The 14,212-nt window shown below is 41.8% G+C and carries 14 protein-coding genes; 6 read left to right on the plus strand and 8 right to left on the minus strand.

The window, feature by feature from the left end:
* The first annotated feature begins 259 nt into the window (after window positions 1–259).
* Window positions 260–1,684, plus strand: coding sequence for a chromosomal replication initiator protein DnaA (gene dnaA / locus G9Q97_RS15825; RefSeq protein ID WP_166148494.1), 1,425 nt, complete (start codon window positions 260–262; stop codon window positions 1,682–1,684).
* On the opposite strand, the gene meaB is transcribed toward dnaA, so the two are convergent.
* Together meaB and G9Q97_RS15835 are read right to left on the minus strand one after the other, a co-directional pair.
* On the minus strand, window positions 1,678–2,673 hold the full coding sequence (gene meaB, locus G9Q97_RS15830) for a methylmalonyl Co-A mutase-associated GTPase MeaB (RefSeq protein ID WP_222852006.1): 996 nt from the start codon (window positions 2,671–2,673) through the stop codon (window positions 1,678–1,680). The two genes, dnaA and meaB, sit on opposite strands and share 7 nt — an antisense overlap.
* 3 nt (window positions 2,674–2,676) lie before the next feature.
* Entirely contained in the window at window positions 2,677–3,084 is a 408-nt protein-coding gene (locus G9Q97_RS15835; protein WP_166148496.1) for a hypothetical protein, read from the minus strand.
* Between the two features lie 51 nt (window positions 3,085–3,135).
* Between G9Q97_RS15835 and G9Q97_RS15840 the strand changes: the two genes are divergently transcribed.
* Genes G9Q97_RS15840 through G9Q97_RS15850 form a run of 3 tightly spaced genes read left to right on the plus strand, consistent with a single transcriptional unit; the run spans window position 3,136 to window position 4,824 of the window.
* Entirely contained in the window at window positions 3,136–3,672 is a 537-nt protein-coding gene (locus G9Q97_RS15840; protein WP_166148498.1) for a CopD family protein, read from the plus strand.
* A 32-nt stretch (window positions 3,673–3,704) separates the two neighbouring features.
* Window positions 3,705–4,376, plus strand: coding sequence for an SCO family protein (locus G9Q97_RS15845; protein WP_166148500.1), 672 nt, complete (start codon window positions 3,705–3,707; stop codon window positions 4,374–4,376).
* The gene (locus G9Q97_RS15850; RefSeq protein WP_166148501.1) at window positions 4,357–4,824 is read left to right on the plus strand and encodes a c-type cytochrome; all 468 of its coding nucleotides are present in this window, start codon (window positions 4,357–4,359) and stop codon (window positions 4,822–4,824) included. The genes G9Q97_RS15845 and G9Q97_RS15850 overlap by 20 nt, the downstream gene beginning before the upstream one ends.
* Here G9Q97_RS15850 and G9Q97_RS15855 read toward each other — a convergent pair.
* Window positions 4,804–5,226 (minus strand): hypothetical protein, encoded by a 423-nt coding sequence (locus G9Q97_RS15855; protein ID WP_166148503.1) that lies wholly within the window; start codon window positions 5,224–5,226, stop codon window positions 4,804–4,806. The genes G9Q97_RS15850 and G9Q97_RS15855 overlap by 21 nt on opposite strands.
* 157 nt (window positions 5,227–5,383) lie before the next feature.
* Here G9Q97_RS15855 and G9Q97_RS15860 point away from each other — a divergent pair, with 157 nt between their 5' ends.
* Window positions 5,384–6,220 carry an aminotransferase class IV gene (locus G9Q97_RS15860; RefSeq protein WP_166148505.1) on the plus strand — a complete coding sequence of 279 codons (837 nt, stop codon included), beginning with the start codon at window positions 5,384–5,386 and terminating at the stop codon, window positions 6,218–6,220.
* 11 nt (window positions 6,221–6,231) lie between these two features.
* Here the strand turns inward: G9Q97_RS15860 and G9Q97_RS15865 are convergent, their stop codons facing one another.
* The 5 genes from G9Q97_RS15865 to G9Q97_RS15885 are packed head-to-tail and all read right to left on the minus strand — an operon-like array spanning window position 6,232 to window position 13,191.
* The gene (locus G9Q97_RS15865) at window positions 6,232–6,657 is read right to left on the minus strand and encodes a hypothetical protein (RefSeq protein ID WP_246255720.1); all 426 of its coding nucleotides are present in this window, start codon (window positions 6,655–6,657) and stop codon (window positions 6,232–6,234) included.
* A gap of 16 nt (window positions 6,658–6,673) precedes the next feature.
* Window positions 6,674–7,900 (minus strand): ABC transporter permease, encoded by a 1,227-nt coding sequence (locus G9Q97_RS15870; RefSeq protein ID WP_166148508.1) that lies wholly within the window; start codon window positions 7,898–7,900, stop codon window positions 6,674–6,676.
* Window positions 7,897–8,535: an ABC transporter ATP-binding protein gene (locus tag G9Q97_RS15875; protein ID WP_166148510.1), complete on the minus strand. Its 639-nt coding sequence runs from the start codon at window positions 8,533–8,535 to the stop codon at window positions 7,897–7,899. Before G9Q97_RS15875 ends, G9Q97_RS15870 begins: the two co-directional genes overlap by 4 nt.
* Window positions 8,536–8,541: 6 nt before the next feature.
* Window positions 8,542–9,720 carry a hybrid sensor histidine kinase/response regulator gene (locus G9Q97_RS15880; RefSeq protein ID WP_166148512.1) on the minus strand — a complete coding sequence of 393 codons (1,179 nt, stop codon included), beginning with the start codon at window positions 9,718–9,720 and terminating at the stop codon, window positions 8,542–8,544.
* A 39-nt stretch (window positions 9,721–9,759) separates the two neighbouring features.
* Window positions 9,760–13,191 carry a sensor histidine kinase gene (locus G9Q97_RS15885; protein ID WP_166148513.1) on the minus strand — a complete coding sequence of 1,144 codons (3,432 nt, stop codon included), beginning with the start codon at window positions 13,189–13,191 and terminating at the stop codon, window positions 9,760–9,762.
* A 132-nt stretch (window positions 13,192–13,323) separates the two neighbouring features.
* On the opposite strand from G9Q97_RS15885, the gene sucD reads away from it, so the two are divergent.
* Window positions 13,324–14,205: a succinate--CoA ligase subunit alpha gene (gene sucD, locus G9Q97_RS15890; protein ID WP_166148515.1), complete on the plus strand. Its 882-nt coding sequence runs from the start codon at window positions 13,324–13,326 to the stop codon at window positions 14,203–14,205.
* The last annotated feature ends 7 nt before the right edge of the window (window positions 14,206–14,212 follow it).

A 14,212-nucleotide genomic window follows, 5' to 3' on the forward strand; every position in this document is an offset into this window, starting at 1 on the left:
TGATTTCAGGGCCTTTTCCAAAAATAAACTTAAAACGGTTCTCAAACAAAACCGTTCATCATGACATAGGTGTAAAACAAAGGACTTTTTTCACTTTTCAAATAAAAAAAAAATAAAAACCGCCTGAACAATCTGCTTTCCCACAAAGTAAAAAAGTCAAGTAAAATGGCATTTTTTATTTAAGATATTTTTCCACAATTTTGTTTCCCCCTGTTAAGGAGTATTCAAATTTTTCCTACTTTCGGTTAAAATAAATTCAATGAATTCAGAAGCAACGGCTATATGGACTGAATGTTTGCGGGTAATCGAAAAACACGTCAACGAACAGAGTTTTTCAACCTGGTTTAAGCCCATTTCACCTGCAAGAATTGAGGGCTCTGTCCTTACAATTCAGGTGCCCAGTCAGTTTTTCTATGAATGGTTGGAGGATAATTATGTAGATGTACTAAAACTTGCCATCAAAACCGTCCTCGGTGCCAATGGAAGGCTTGAATATGCAGTGGTTGTGGACAAGGGCAATTCCCAGAACCAACCCTATATGGTCAGTTATCCACAGGGAGTAAGCAGCCCTGCTGGCAAAAAGAAAAAAGAAGTACTTGCAGCAGCAAACAGCCCTTTTGACCTGTCCAGCCTGGACGAAGAAACCACCCTGCAATCCAATCTGAGTTCAAATTACACCTTCAGTTCATTTATAGAAGGTGATTGCAACAGACTTGCCCGATCTGCGGGGTTTGCTGTAGCCAATAAACCCGGCATCACCTCTTTCAATCCCCTGATGGTTTATGGGGGTGTGGGCTTAGGTAAAACCCATCTGGTACAAGCCATTGGCAATGAAATCAAAAATGGACCCGAGGATAAATTTGTCCTTTATGTTTCTTCTGAGAAATTTGTCAACCAATTTATGGATGGTATCAAGGACGGTAATATCAAATCATTCACCAATTTCTACATGCAGGTGGATGTGCTGATCATTGATGACATACAGTTTTTGGCCGGTAAAGGCAGAACGCAGGAGATGTTTTTCCATATCTTCAACCACCTGCACCAGAACAAAAAGCAAATCATCATGACCTCAGATTGCGCACCTAAGGATTTGATGGGCCTTGAGGAAAGGTTGCTTTCCAGGTTTAAGTGGGGGCTTACCGCGGATCTGCAAATGCCTGATTTTGAAACCCGTATCGCCATTATCAGAAAGAAGATGCAGTCCGAAGGCATTACCATACCCAATAACGTAATAGAATACCTGGCCTACACCGTAGATACTAACGTGCGGGAGCTCGAAGGTGTGATGATTTCCCTGATAGCCCATGCCTCCCTAAACAGGGTGGAAATAAGCCTCGACCTTGCAAAGACCATCATGAAAAATATTGTCAAGGACATAGAAACAGAGGTCAGCATAGAGTATATTCAGAAATCCTGTTCCGACTATTACGGTATTAAAGTTGAAGAACTCAAGGCCAAAACCAGAAAAAAAGAAATCGTCATCGCGAGACAAGTCGCCATGTATTTCAGCAAGGAATTCACCAACCATTCCCTGAAGTCCATAGGATACCATTTTGGGGGAAGGGATCACAGTACCGTGATTCATGCCGTACAATCGGTAAATGATTTGATGGAGACCGACACCAATTTCAGGAATGCCATACAGGAGCAAAAGAAACAGTTCAAAATCAGGTCTTACTGATTAATTTCAAAAAAACGGCGGACCAACTCTTCAGCCAATCCAATAGGGTTTGCCTTTTCCTGATTCAATATTTCAATCGCTTTTTGCTTTTCCAATTCCACCGAGCTATTTTCATTGAACTTTTTAAGGAGTAAAAATGAAATGTGGTCTTCCAGCCACTGTCGCTGCTGGATTTTTCTTGTTTGTTGAAATTGACCACTATCTTTCATTTTTTCAACCAGGACATCGAGACTTTCCAATAAATCCACCATTCCCTTACCATTAAGAGCCGAACAGGTTTTTACAGGATTATCCCATTCTTTTCCAACCGGACTAATAAGGGGAAGTATTGTTTGAAGGACCTGTTTCATCTTTTCGGCTTCGGGGGCATTGGCTCCATCCGCCTTGTTGATGACAAATATATCCGCCCATTCCATGATGCCCCTTTTGATACCCTGCAATTCATCTCCTGTCCCGGTGATCATCAATAGCAGGAAAACATCTACCATGTCTTTCACTGATGTTTCTGACTGGCCGACGCCCACGGTCTCAACCAAAATCCTGTCAAACCCGGCCGCCTCACACAAAAGCATGGTTTCTCTGGTTTTGGCACTGATCCCTCCCAGGTTTTTTCCTGCGGGAGAAGGACGGACATAGGCCGAGGGATGATGGCTCAATGTCTCCATCCGGGTTTTATCCGCCAATATACTGCCCCTGCTCTTACCACTGCTGGGATCCACTGTCAGCACGGCCGTTTTATGACCTTTGGACAACAAAAGTTGTCCAAAGCTATTGATAAAGGTGCTTTTTCCTACACCAGGAATACCTGAAATACCGATCCTTAGTGCATTTCCCGTTAAAGGCAATACCTGTTCGATCAGCTGATTCGCCAGCTTCCGGTCTGCCTCCAGCTCACTTTCTACCAGGCTGATGCTCTGGCTAAGCAGGGACCTGTTTCCTGCCAGTATTCCTGCCTCATATTGGGCCACAGAATGTCTTTTTGCCACCATAGGTCAGGGACTTTCAAAAGGGAATTGTTGAAAACTAACCTGCCCCATAGCCGATTTTTCATATTTTGCCACACAGGATTTTCTGAATTCAGGGTCAAAATGAGGAGGCTCTGGAGAAAGACGGATATCCTTCAGGTCCTGGTCAAAAAAGAAAACCCGGGTATTCCCATATTTTGTATGGGGCATGAAATTCCCATATGCCCGCATATCCTCCCAAAGCCTATCGCTGGTGTAAACGGCAAATACCCGGACTACCGGCCCCGTATTGTTTTCATTCCTGTACTTTGCCAGCTCCCGGTAATCTCCTTTCAGGTCAGAAACACCAGGTTGGCTAAGGCTGGCATACACCATTACTGCCATCAAGATACCGACAGCAGCTGCTATCAGGTAAAACCAATAATTTGTTTTCATTTTGGACCATTTACTGATGTGAAACCCTTAATTTAGCCCAAAATATTGACAATGGCATTCGAATACATCAAGGCCCTCCATATAATTTTCGTAGTTACCTGGTTTGCAGGCTTGTTTTACATCGTGCGACTTTTCATTTATCAGACGGAAGCACTCGAACGCCCGGAACCGGAAAGGGCCATACTAAAGCCACAGCTTGACCTGATGGCAAACAGGTTATGGAACATCATTACCTGGCCTTCTGCGGTGCTTACCCTGATCTTTGGAATATGGGTTTTACTATACCGGCCTGCATACCTTCAATTACCCTTTATGCATGCCAAATTGGGATTTGTGGTTTTGCTTTATGCCTACCATCTACGTTGCCATTTTATTTACAAAGCCCTGCAGCAAGGCCAGGCCAGGTGGAACAGTACAAAACTGCGATTGTGGAATGAGTTGGCTACCCTGTTCCTTTTTGCCATTGTATTCCTGATCGTATTGAAAAGCCTGCTCAACATGGTCTGGGGCATGTTGGCCTTGGTACTTCTGGCAGTTACCCTGATGCTTGCCACCAAATGGTACAAAAAAGTCCGGGAAAGGAACTAATGGGTTACCGGGTATGTAATGCTAATAAAAAAATGAAAACTTATCATCTGTTCATAAGTTCGCTGATACTTGTCCTGACATGGGTTTCCTGTCAACCTAACCATTCCTCAGATCAACCCCTGCCGATTTTGGGCAACAGGCATGTGGAAGAAAACACAGTAAACGGGAATGTGAGTGCCGATACTGTCTATCATAAGATAGCTAATTTCGAATTTGTCAACCAGGAGGGGGATACGGTTACCAATAGAGATGTTAAAGGCAAGGTCTATGTAGCAGACTTCTTTTTTACTTCTTGCCCCACTATTTGTCCCATCATGAAAAAAGAAATGCTTAGGGTTTATGAGGAGTTTAAAGATGAGCCCAATTTCAAAATACTCAGCCATACCATTGACCCGGAGTACGACACGGTGACTTTATTAAAAGATTATGCCGCCCGGTTGGGAGTGGATAATGCCAATACCTGGAATTTTCTTACCGGTGATCAGCAAAAAATATTTGAAATTGGCCAAACTTCTTACCTGACTACTGCCATGACCGATAAAGAAGAGCCTGGTGGTTTCCTTCACAGCGGGGCATTTCTTTTAATCGATACGCAAGGCAGGATCCGGGGGGTGTATGATGGAACAAAGACCACTCAGGTAGACCAGTTGATAAAGGACATTCCCAAATTATTAGCAGCAGGTGATGAGGTTAGTATCCGGTAAAGTCTTGGTATTATTCATTCTGATGGCAGGGTATGGCTGTAACCAAAAAGAGAAAAATCAAGATGCTGGCATCAATGAGATCGAAGATCTGAAAACAAAACAATATGCCATCCAGGGGCAACAACTTTACCTGCAATATTGCGCCAACTGTCACCAGAAAGACGGTAGCGGGCTCGCAAGGCTTATCCCGCCTCTAAAGCGGGCAGATTACATGCTGACAGATATAGAAAGGACCATACGTTTAATCAAATATGGTATTAAAGGTGAAATTCAGGTAAACGGCATTACCTATAATCAACCAATGCCAGGATACCCGCAATTAACGGCCATTGAAATCGCCCAAATCAGTACTTATATTTATAATGTTTGGGGAAATAAAAAGGGTATCATTGAAACGGAACGCGTCAACAATGCTTTGAAAATTAAATCAGATACTGACATTCAATAAGGAATCAGCAGTGCTTTTGGCGGAAAGTATATCAACTTTTACCTTTTCAACCATTCGAAGTTGCTCCATCAAATAAGCCTTGGTTTCCTCCTCGCTCATCTCATCATATTCACTTTTAAATTGCCGCATCCAAACAAACATATTGTCATAGGCTGATTCACAGGACTGGGCTGCGAGGTTTAAATCCTCACGATAAGAAGCTACACTGGCTTCGTTCTCCAGAGAATTGGCTTTCTCGATCAACTTTGATTGTTGGTTTTTTAAATGACCAATTTCAGGCATCACTTCATCGTGAATGGCAATAACCTGCTCCTTTAGCGCTTCATTCTCCTCTTTTTCTGCTCCACAAGAAAATAAAAGGGTGAAAAATAGCAAGGATAACACAAAAGGTATTAATTTCATGGCAAACGTTAATATTGGGTTTGGGTGATAGGTGATATTCAAAACAGCAGTAAATTTTAAAAAAATTACCCTTATAAAAAAATAAAAACTAATATAATTTCATTGTAAAAGAATAATTATAACAATAAAATTAAAATAAATATAATTTAGATAATAAATGAAACCTTATTGCTTTGCAGAAAATAAGATTATTGCCAGCGAAAAGGCCAGCGTTCATCCGCTGGACATTGGACTGATCAGAGGCTATGGCATTTTCGATTTTTTCAGAACGGTGGGCCACCACCCTTTATTTCTGGAAGATTACCTTATAAGATTTACGCTTTCAGCAAACAAGGCCGGATTGCCACTGGCATACAGCATTCAGGAGCTGAGGGATATCATTTATCGGCTGATAGAAAAAAACAACCACCAGGATGGGGGAATAAGAATGGTGCTGACAGGGGGAATATCTCCCAATCACTTCCTTCCTGCTCAGGGCAAGCTGTTTATTTTTTGCGAGCCATTGATGCTCCCTTCTCAGGAAAAGTATGCAAAAGGGGTGAAACTATTGAGTGTGGATTATGTCCGACCCTTACCAGCCATTAAAACCACCAATTATACGTATCCCTGCTGGCTGAGCCTGGATTGGAAAGCACAGGGTGCTGAGGATGTGGTTTACCATCACAATGGCAGGGTTTCAGAAAGCTCCAGAAGTAATATATTCCTGGTAAAACATGGTCAGATCTATACTCCTCAACGAGATATCCTTTGGGGGATCACCAGAAAAAAAGTCATGGAACTGGCCGCTCAAACCAGCCTTTCTGAATTTAGCCTGGAAGACTTATTGGATGCTGATGAGGTTTTTATCAGTTCCACCACCAAAAGAATCCTTCCTATTACCCAAATTGATGCGGTAAAGATAGGCGATGGTCTACCGGGCGCTTTCACCAAAAAACTGATGACTGATTTCCTGGCCATGGAAACCGAACATGCTGAAGCTGGGAAAATGGGTTAAATTATTTGACATCAGGGAGAAACCAACATGGCGTCTTTCAAAATGTACATTAACTTCTCTGGGTCCTTTGCATTCAGTTCTAACTTGCCTTTTACCTGTACTTTCTTTGATGTATATTTTATAGGTTCATTGAGCATGACTTCCATGACCGTTTCCGGTCCCCCGGAACCACAAAAAAAGCATTCCGCCAGGGGCAAAGAAGAAAGGATTATGTGCTCGGGTTTAAACATTCCTTCAAAAGGAATAATATACCCCTCTGCTGTGATTTCTTCTCCCTGAAGTTTTTTGATCTTTTCGTCAAATACAGGAAGGTACAATTCCCCGAATTCATCCTCTCCAATTTCATAAGTTACATTGGATAAATCCTTCCAAACACTACCCTGTTGGGCCATAGAAGAAAAAGAAAAAAAGGTCAATAGTACAATCAAATATCTCATTATCATCTTCATTTTTTTATTTAGTTAGTTGGTTAGCAATATCTGTTCGATAGGCATTCCAGGCAGGTATCAATGAGGCCAATATGCCTACCGCCAACGCATAGGCCAGAATCCACCATTCCTGATTCAGAAACACGTCCGCCCGTAAACCAGATAGTGCCCCCTGCTCATTCATCGTAACCAAAATATACAGAAAAAGGTGTCCGATCAACAATCCTGCCAGAGCCCCAAGAAAGGTAAGCAGTATTCCCTCCAAAATGATGAGGATAAAAAGCTGTTCTTTGGAAGCACCTATAGCCCGCATTACCGCCAAATCATATTTCCTTTCTTTAAGTGAATTGTATAGCGCAATAAATATACCTAAACCCGCAATCAACACGATAATCAGGGCCAAACCCTGGACAAGAGAAATCCCCACTCCCAACAATTCGAAAAGGCGTGAAATCTCAAATGAGGGAGAGGCAGCCTGGAGGGAACTTCTGCTGTTTACCAATCTGGGCAATTGAACTGCAGCTATGGGATTTCTGTATTGCACCAAAAGGGTGGTCAGTTCCCTTTCCTCATCTGCTTCTGTCTCTGGGAAACCGGATTTCGCGATTCCCTTTTCCATTTTATCGTGGTCATGCTCCTCATCATGGGCGTACCAAACCGATTCAATACTGGTCAGGATCAACTGATCAACAATATTATCTGAGGGAGCCAAAACCCCAACCACTTTATAGGGATGTTCATCGTGTTCGTGACTTGCCGCTTCGATACCATGAGATCCAACAAATACATCACCCACCTCAAATCCCGACTTCTCTGCTACTTCGCTTCCCAATACCACATCAAATGCAGTATTCCAGGCCTCACCATCGGAAAATGTAACTCCATATAGGTCTAAATAGTCATGGTTGGTACCCACTATCCTGAATCCCTGATAGTTATCCCCCAATCCCAGCGGTATGGTATTTTTTATCAACCGGTTTCTGGATATGGCTTTGGCCTCATCCAAAGGAATGTTACCTGTAGGAAAATCAATGTGATAAACGGATGACAGCACCAGTTGTAAGGGACTACCTTTGGCACCAATCACCAAATCTATACCGGCAGCATCCCTGTTCATTTTATTTTCAAATTGATCCTGAATAAGGATCAACACGGTAATGATAGACAAGCCTAAAGCCAGCAGAAGGATGTTCAATGCAGTATTCCAGGGTTTGGCCAGCAGGTATTTCCAGCTCAGCTTCAACATACTCATAGGTCCTTTCGCTTTAGGGTTATGCTCTGGTTGATTTCATTTTTGATGCGCTGATCATGCGTGACAATGACCAAGGCTGCCTTGAGTTTGGCAGCTTGAGTTTTCAAAAGGTCTACTACTATCTTGGCATTTTCATCATCCAAACTAGCAGTAGGTTCATCTGCCAGGATAATTTTTGGTTCGTTGACCAGCGCGCGGGCTATAGAAACGCGTTGCGCTTCCCCTTCGCTCAAGGTATTGATCCTGGCATTTTTCTTATCCAATATGCCCAATTCTTTAAGGTAATGGTCCACATTATCGGCTTGGGAACTTTTGCTGAAAAAATGTGGCAGTGCAATATTCTCAGCCACAGAGAGCGGGCCGAGAATGTGAGGTTTTTGGAATACTATACCAATATTTTTCCCCCTGAATTTGTCCAGATTTTGGCCTTTCAGGGAATAAAGCGAGATGCCATCAATTAGAATTTCTCCCTTTCCGGGAGCAAGCAAACCGCCTAAAATATTTAAAAAGGTAGTTTTTCCGCTACCTGACTTTCCCAAAACCAGCAAAGCTTCACCAGCCTTGATTTCAATATCCGGGATTTCAAAGGCCGGAACTCCTTCATAGGCAAATTGAATAGACTTGGTGGCAATCATTAAACCTTATTTTTTTGCTGGAATTTCCAGGTTGAACTCTGTCCCTTTGTTAACCTTACTGGTGAAGGATATCTTCCCGCCGATTACTTCAATACATTTTTTCACAATGGACAAGCCTAATCCTGAACCTTCTCTTAACCCTACATTTTTACCTCTGAAAAAACGATCGAATAGCTGAGATTGTTCCGCCTCCGAAATCCCTATCCCTTCATCTTTGATAGAAAGTTTCAGCAAATCATCCTCATGGTAAACTTTAAATGTTACCTTCCCTCCATCTTTCGAATATTTGACTGCATTGGAGAGAAGATTCTCCAGGATCTGGTAAAGAAGATCCATGTCGGAGGTAATCATTTTGGGAAGTTTATCAAATGCTGTATGAATCTTTACATCATTGTCAATACCAGCCTTTACCATGTCAACCACCTCATTCAGAAATGCTGAGGTGTAAATCCTTACCGGCTTATAATTCATTTTATCCGCATCCGCTTTCCCAAAAAACAACACGCTGGTCAAAAGACTGTTCAGGTTTCTTACAGAATTTTCTATTTTGGTAGAATGCTTTACAATTTTGACCTTATGGGGATGGTCTTTTTCAGCATACATTTTAAGCAATTGCGCGGAACTCAGAATCGAAGTTAGGGGAGTTTTAAATCCATGGGAAACGTTCTGCACAATCCTGGATTTTAATTCACTCAATTCCCGCTCCTTTTCCAAGGCCTTCTGAAGTTCTTTGTTGGCTTCATTCAGGTCAGCTGTTCTCTTTCTCACCTTTTCCTCCAGCTCGTTGTTAAGGTTTTGCAGTTCCTTTTCCTTTTTATCTTTAAATATCGCCAGTTCTATGACCATATTCAGTTCCCTGATATTAAAAGGTTTGATCACATAAGCACTTGGATTGGTAACAGCGACTTTTTGCAATGTTTCTGAATCAGAACTGGCAGTCAGGTAAACTACTGGTATATTATATTTTTCATTGATTATTTCAGTAGTTTTGATACCATCCAGTTTTCCGGACAGGTTGATATCCATCATGACTATATCTGCGCGGTTATTTTTGAGGATTTCAAGCGCCATTTCTCCTGAATCAGCCATTCCAATAATTTGATGGTGATTTTTTTCAAGAGCTTTTTTGAGCAAAAGTGCCGAAACGGTATCGTCTTCGGTAATCAATATTTTAAGAGAAAACATACTTACAAAATTATTAAAATTGCGGATCTCCATATGGGTCTACTCGTCTAAAGGAAGGGATATTTTCACCAATGTGCCTTTACCTTTTTCGCTTTCAACCTGAATATGCCCATTCAGGCGATCAACTAAATGCCTGGTAATAGCCAACCCGATTCCCGAGCCTTCAAATTTACGGCTAAAACCCTTACTTTCCTGCTCGAAGGGATAAAACAATTTCGCCAAATAATCCTGACTGATTCCCACCCCCTGATCCTGTACCTGGAAAGCCAACTGATTTTCAATTTTTTCCACCCGTATTTGAATCATTCCCTTTTCAGAATATTTAATCGAATTTCCAACGATATTATTCACAATAATTTCCAAACCCCTTCTTTCCACTTTGGCAACAAAAGGTTTTGTGACAAATTTTGTTGAGACTAAGATACCTTTTTTTATTCCGATCGATTTATGTTTTACCAATATTTTTGAAATAAAATCATTGATATTGGTATTTTCAAGCATGAAATCAACCTTATCGGATTCAATCAGGGATAGGTCAAGAATATTGGTCATGGTATGGAGTAATCTTTCCCCACTTTCCCTGATAATCTCCAGATGGCCTTGCAAATCTTCGTCACCTGTTCTGTTTTGAATAAGTTGCTCCGTACTTCCCAAGATGCCGTTCAGAGGGGTTCTGACCTCATGACTCATATTGGATAAAATGTTGCTTTTCAATTGACTTACTTCCTCTGCCTTTTCCTTGGCTATTTTCAATCCCTGTTCATAGGCCTTTTTGCTAGAAATATCACGAAATACATTCAAATAAAGCGGTTTCCCCTGATAATCTTCTTTCATTCTTGAAATAAACAATTCAATTTCCCTTTCCCCTGAGCGAAATGGCATTTTCAATTCGCAGGTAAAGCCCTTCCCATCGATATTTTGCAAATCGCCTTTTATCCGGTTGCGAATAGTCGCATAATAGGTCGGTTCAGCAAAAAGGTGTCCAAGTCCGTAAGTCTGCAGGGATTTCTCAGTTACGGAAGCCATCTTGCATATATTGGGATTAGCTGCGATAACTTGTCCTCCCAAAACAGAGAGCAGTAAGCCATCCTGTGAACTATTCCAAACATTGCGAAAACGGTCTTCCCTGTTTTCAATTTCAATGGTTTTTTCATTTAGGGAATTTTTTAACACTCCCTGGTGCCTGGCCTGTCTGAAAAGGGTATTGATCCCGATTCCCAAAACAATTAAAAAGACAGTAACTAGAAATACAAACCAAAATTGAAAATAAAAAGGATTATCAATTTGAAAATCAGTGGAATAGACGGTTTCCGATTCAGGATACCCTACCAGTGATGCCTTCATGGCCAGCCGGTAACTTCCGGGAGGAAGATTATTGAAATACAGCTCATTGCTTCTGGGGTTCTCCACTTTTTGCCATTCCGAATGAAAACCCTCTAAACGGTAATGAACCACCAGGTTTGGGGAATTCAGAAAACTGGCAGCACTGAAAGAACAGACAATGTTATTTAACTGATAAGGAATGGTCAGGAAGTCCGACTCTACCGGTTCCGCATCTACTACCGCTACTTGGTTGAGGTTCACCAGAGGGCTGGATAGGGAGTTCTGGTCTTCTTCGGGGTAATAAACAGAAACCCCATTCTGGGTACCAATAAAAACCCTACCCCGGTCTGCCTGAACCAAAGCCCCTCTTCCCACATCATTTCCCAGCAGTCCTGTATTTTCATCAAAGACCCGCAAACGATCCTTTTCATGGAGGATGACCCCTGAATCTGTACCCAACCAAACATATCCCTTTTCATCTTCTAATATGGCATAAACCGGGTGGTCAATCAATTGTTCTTGTAACTGTGCAGGAATCAGCTCACCATCAATATAAGAAAAATACCCCTTTTCAGTACCTAAAAACAAAGTATCGTTTCTTTCCAGATAATCATAGCCATTAACTTTAATTACCTTATCATAACTTTTCACATCTTTGATTGAAATAGGCCTTCCCGCTACAAATACAATCCATTTGCCGTTTTTCAATTGTCCAAATTTCCGGATAAAACCAATCGATTCATTTTCAGGAAGCCCAATATCATAGGGACTCAGCTGCGGGTCAGCACCAGGTCTTGGCAATTTCGCAGTATAGATTTTTTCATTTCCTGCTATCCATAGGTCGTCACCTTTTGCCAAAACATAGCTTACAAATTCCTGATCAGGTAATTGAAATAATTTGTAGTTCTGGGTTTTGGTATCGAAAAACCCGAGACCATTTTCATAAGCAGAAAACCAGACATTGCTGTTCTTGTCCAGACTGAAATTCAGTACCCTTTCTCTCCTGGTAGGAAAGTCTTCATCTGAAAAAAAATAAGTCTTCACCGGTCGGGAACCATACCAAACCTGAATGCCATTTTCAAATCCAACAAGATAATTCCGCCGGCCATACATGATCGCTGCCGAAATATCAGAATTGGGCATACCAGTTCTTTCGTCAAAATTCTGGAATCTGGTACTGGCAAGATTGGCCAATCCACGGAAAGTACCCACCCAGATTATTCCCTCCCTGTCCACCAGGGCGGTATTTATCTGATTGGTTTTCAAGTCATCATAAGCAGAAAGTTCAAACCGGCGCCGGGTTTTGAGGTTGTATTGAAACAATTGAGAATTATAATAAAAATAGAGTTTACCATACTTGTAAAAAAGGTCGTAGGAATCTTCCGGACCTATCGACTCCTGCCGGAAATTTGTATGCAATGTATCAATCAGGTTACCTGCCCCGTCTCCCTGATAAACCGCATTTTTGGTGAGATAAAAATAGGTGTCATTATCTTCCAAATGAATCATCTTCAATAATGGGTTCTCAACTTGACCAATGAAAAGGTCTTCTTTGGGCTGAAGTGATTCACCCAACAATTGGTAGATACCACTCTCAAATAAAAAAAAGGTATCCGCATCGGAAACAAAATGGGAATAATATTTCCCGAAACCTTCTGTCCATAAATCAACCGGTTCTTTTTCTGGGTGTTCCTGATAAACAATCCTATTCTTCAAAACCAGAAATAGCTTTTTGCTTTCTTTCCTACCGAGGGTGAAAAAATCTATAGAATCAAAAAAGGCCGATGAATCAATTGATGACAAAATGGAATGGGGCTTTTCCCAGGAATTCATATTAAAATGATACAAAAGAGGGCGACCGGCACTTTGGTACACCCATACCAAACCCTCTTCATCCACCCAAACTTTCTGTTGGGTGGAAAATGCGGTTTTGATACTGTCTGGGAGCTCAAGAGAAACGATTCCATCGGAGAAAATGGTGCCTCTGTTGCTGGAAACCCAGACAAATCCTCGCTGGTCCTGGGCGATCGAATTGATTTGGTTGGGGATTTGTCCAAAGCCTTTAACCTGTTTGTTGAATTTAAAAGTTTGACCCAAGGCCAAATCCTGGGCCAGAAAAAGAAAAATAAATAGGAATAATTTGTTCATGCCTTGTCAAACTAATCCTAAAAATATAAAAAGTTATCAATACTCTAAATTAAATTGATATTGTTTGCCATTTCTTTTTGTGATCGCTCTTTATCTTCTATTTTTGTACCGAATTAATTATAATGTAGACTTATGAGCGTACTGGTAAATAAAAATTCTAAAGTTATTGTTCAGGGCTTCACCGGCACTGAGGGTTCTTTTCATGCCCAACAGATGATCGAGTATGGCACCAATGTAGTTGGGGGAGTAACACCTGGAAAAGGGGGCACAACCCACCTTGGGAAACCTGTTTTCAATACTGTAGAAGATGCCGTCAAGTCCAAAGGGGCAGACACCACCATTATTTTCGTGCCTCCTGCTTTCGCAGCGGATGCCATCATGGAAGCAGCTGATGCTGGGATAAAGACAATCATTACCATTACCGAGGGAATTCCGGTAAAAGACATGATGAAAGTCAAACCCTTTGTCAAAAAGAAAGGTGCGATTTTGATAGGCCCTAATTGTCCGGGGGTAATCACTCCGGGTGAAGCTAAAGTTGGTATTATGCCGGGATTTGTTTTTAAGCCTGGGAGAGTAGGTGTGGTGTCCAAATCAGGAACCTTAACCTATGAAGCGGCAGATCAGATCACAAAAGCTGGTCTTGGAGTTTCTACTGCCATTGGAATCGGTGGCGACCCCATTATTGGCACATCCACCAAAGAAGCGGTACAAATGCTGATGGAAGATCCTGAAACAGATGCCATCGTAATGATTGGAGAAATCGGGGGAAATTATGAAGCTGAAGCTGCCAAATGGATCAAAGAAAACGGAAATAAAAAACCGGTAGTTGGCTTTATTGCAGGGCAGACTGCACCTGCTGGCCGAAGAATGGGGCATGCAGGTGCCATTATCGGTGGAAAAGATGATACAGCCATTGCCAAAATGCGCATTATGAAGGAGAATGGTATTTATGTGGCTGAATCTCCTGCCGAAATCGGAGAGGTAATGGCCAAGGCTTTGGGGGTAGATGCCTGATTTTCAT

Source organism: Cyclobacterium plantarum, assembly GCF_011290685.1.
Taxonomy (GTDB): domain Bacteria; phylum Bacteroidota; class Bacteroidia; order Cytophagales; family Cyclobacteriaceae; genus Cyclobacterium; species Cyclobacterium plantarum.

Bases quoted from the DNA above. Each gene is read 5' to 3' on its own strand.
- dnaA (WP_166148494.1), top strand. From the start codon at position 260: ATGAATTCAGAAGCAACGGCTATATGGACTGAATGTTTGCGGGTAATC.
- meaB (WP_222852006.1), bottom strand. From the start codon at position 2,673: ATGGTGGCAAAAAGACATTCTGTGGCCCAATATGAGGCAGGAATACTG.
- G9Q97_RS15835 (WP_166148496.1), bottom strand. From the start codon at position 3,084: ATGAAAACAAATTATTGGTTTTACCTGATAGCAGCTGCTGTCGGTATC.
- G9Q97_RS15840 (WP_166148498.1), top strand. From the start codon at position 3,136: ATGGCATTCGAATACATCAAGGCCCTCCATATAATTTTCGTAGTTACC.
- G9Q97_RS15845 (WP_166148500.1), top strand. From the start codon at position 3,705: ATGAAAACTTATCATCTGTTCATAAGTTCGCTGATACTTGTCCTGACA.
- G9Q97_RS15850 (WP_166148501.1), top strand. From the start codon at position 4,357: ATGAGGTTAGTATCCGGTAAAGTCTTGGTATTATTCATTCTGATGGCA.
- G9Q97_RS15855 (WP_166148503.1), bottom strand. From the start codon at position 5,226: ATGAAATTAATACCTTTTGTGTTATCCTTGCTATTTTTCACCCTTTTA.
- G9Q97_RS15860 (WP_166148505.1), top strand. From the start codon at position 5,384: ATGAAACCTTATTGCTTTGCAGAAAATAAGATTATTGCCAGCGAAAAG.
- G9Q97_RS15865 (WP_246255720.1), bottom strand. From the start codon at position 6,657: ATGAGATATTTGATTGTACTATTGACCTTTTTTTCTTTTTCTTCTATG.
- G9Q97_RS15870 (WP_166148508.1), bottom strand. From the start codon at position 7,900: ATGAGTATGTTGAAGCTGAGCTGGAAATACCTGCTGGCCAAACCCTGG.
- G9Q97_RS15875 (WP_166148510.1), bottom strand. From the start codon at position 8,535: ATGATTGCCACCAAGTCTATTCAATTTGCCTATGAAGGAGTTCCGGCC.
- G9Q97_RS15880 (WP_166148512.1), bottom strand. From the start codon at position 9,720: ATGTTTTCTCTTAAAATATTGATTACCGAAGACGATACCGTTTCGGCA.
- G9Q97_RS15885 (WP_166148513.1), bottom strand. From the start codon at position 13,191: ATGAACAAATTATTCCTATTTATTTTTCTTTTTCTGGCCCAGGATTTG.
- sucD (WP_166148515.1), top strand. From the start codon at position 13,324: ATGAGCGTACTGGTAAATAAAAATTCTAAAGTTATTGTTCAGGGCTTC.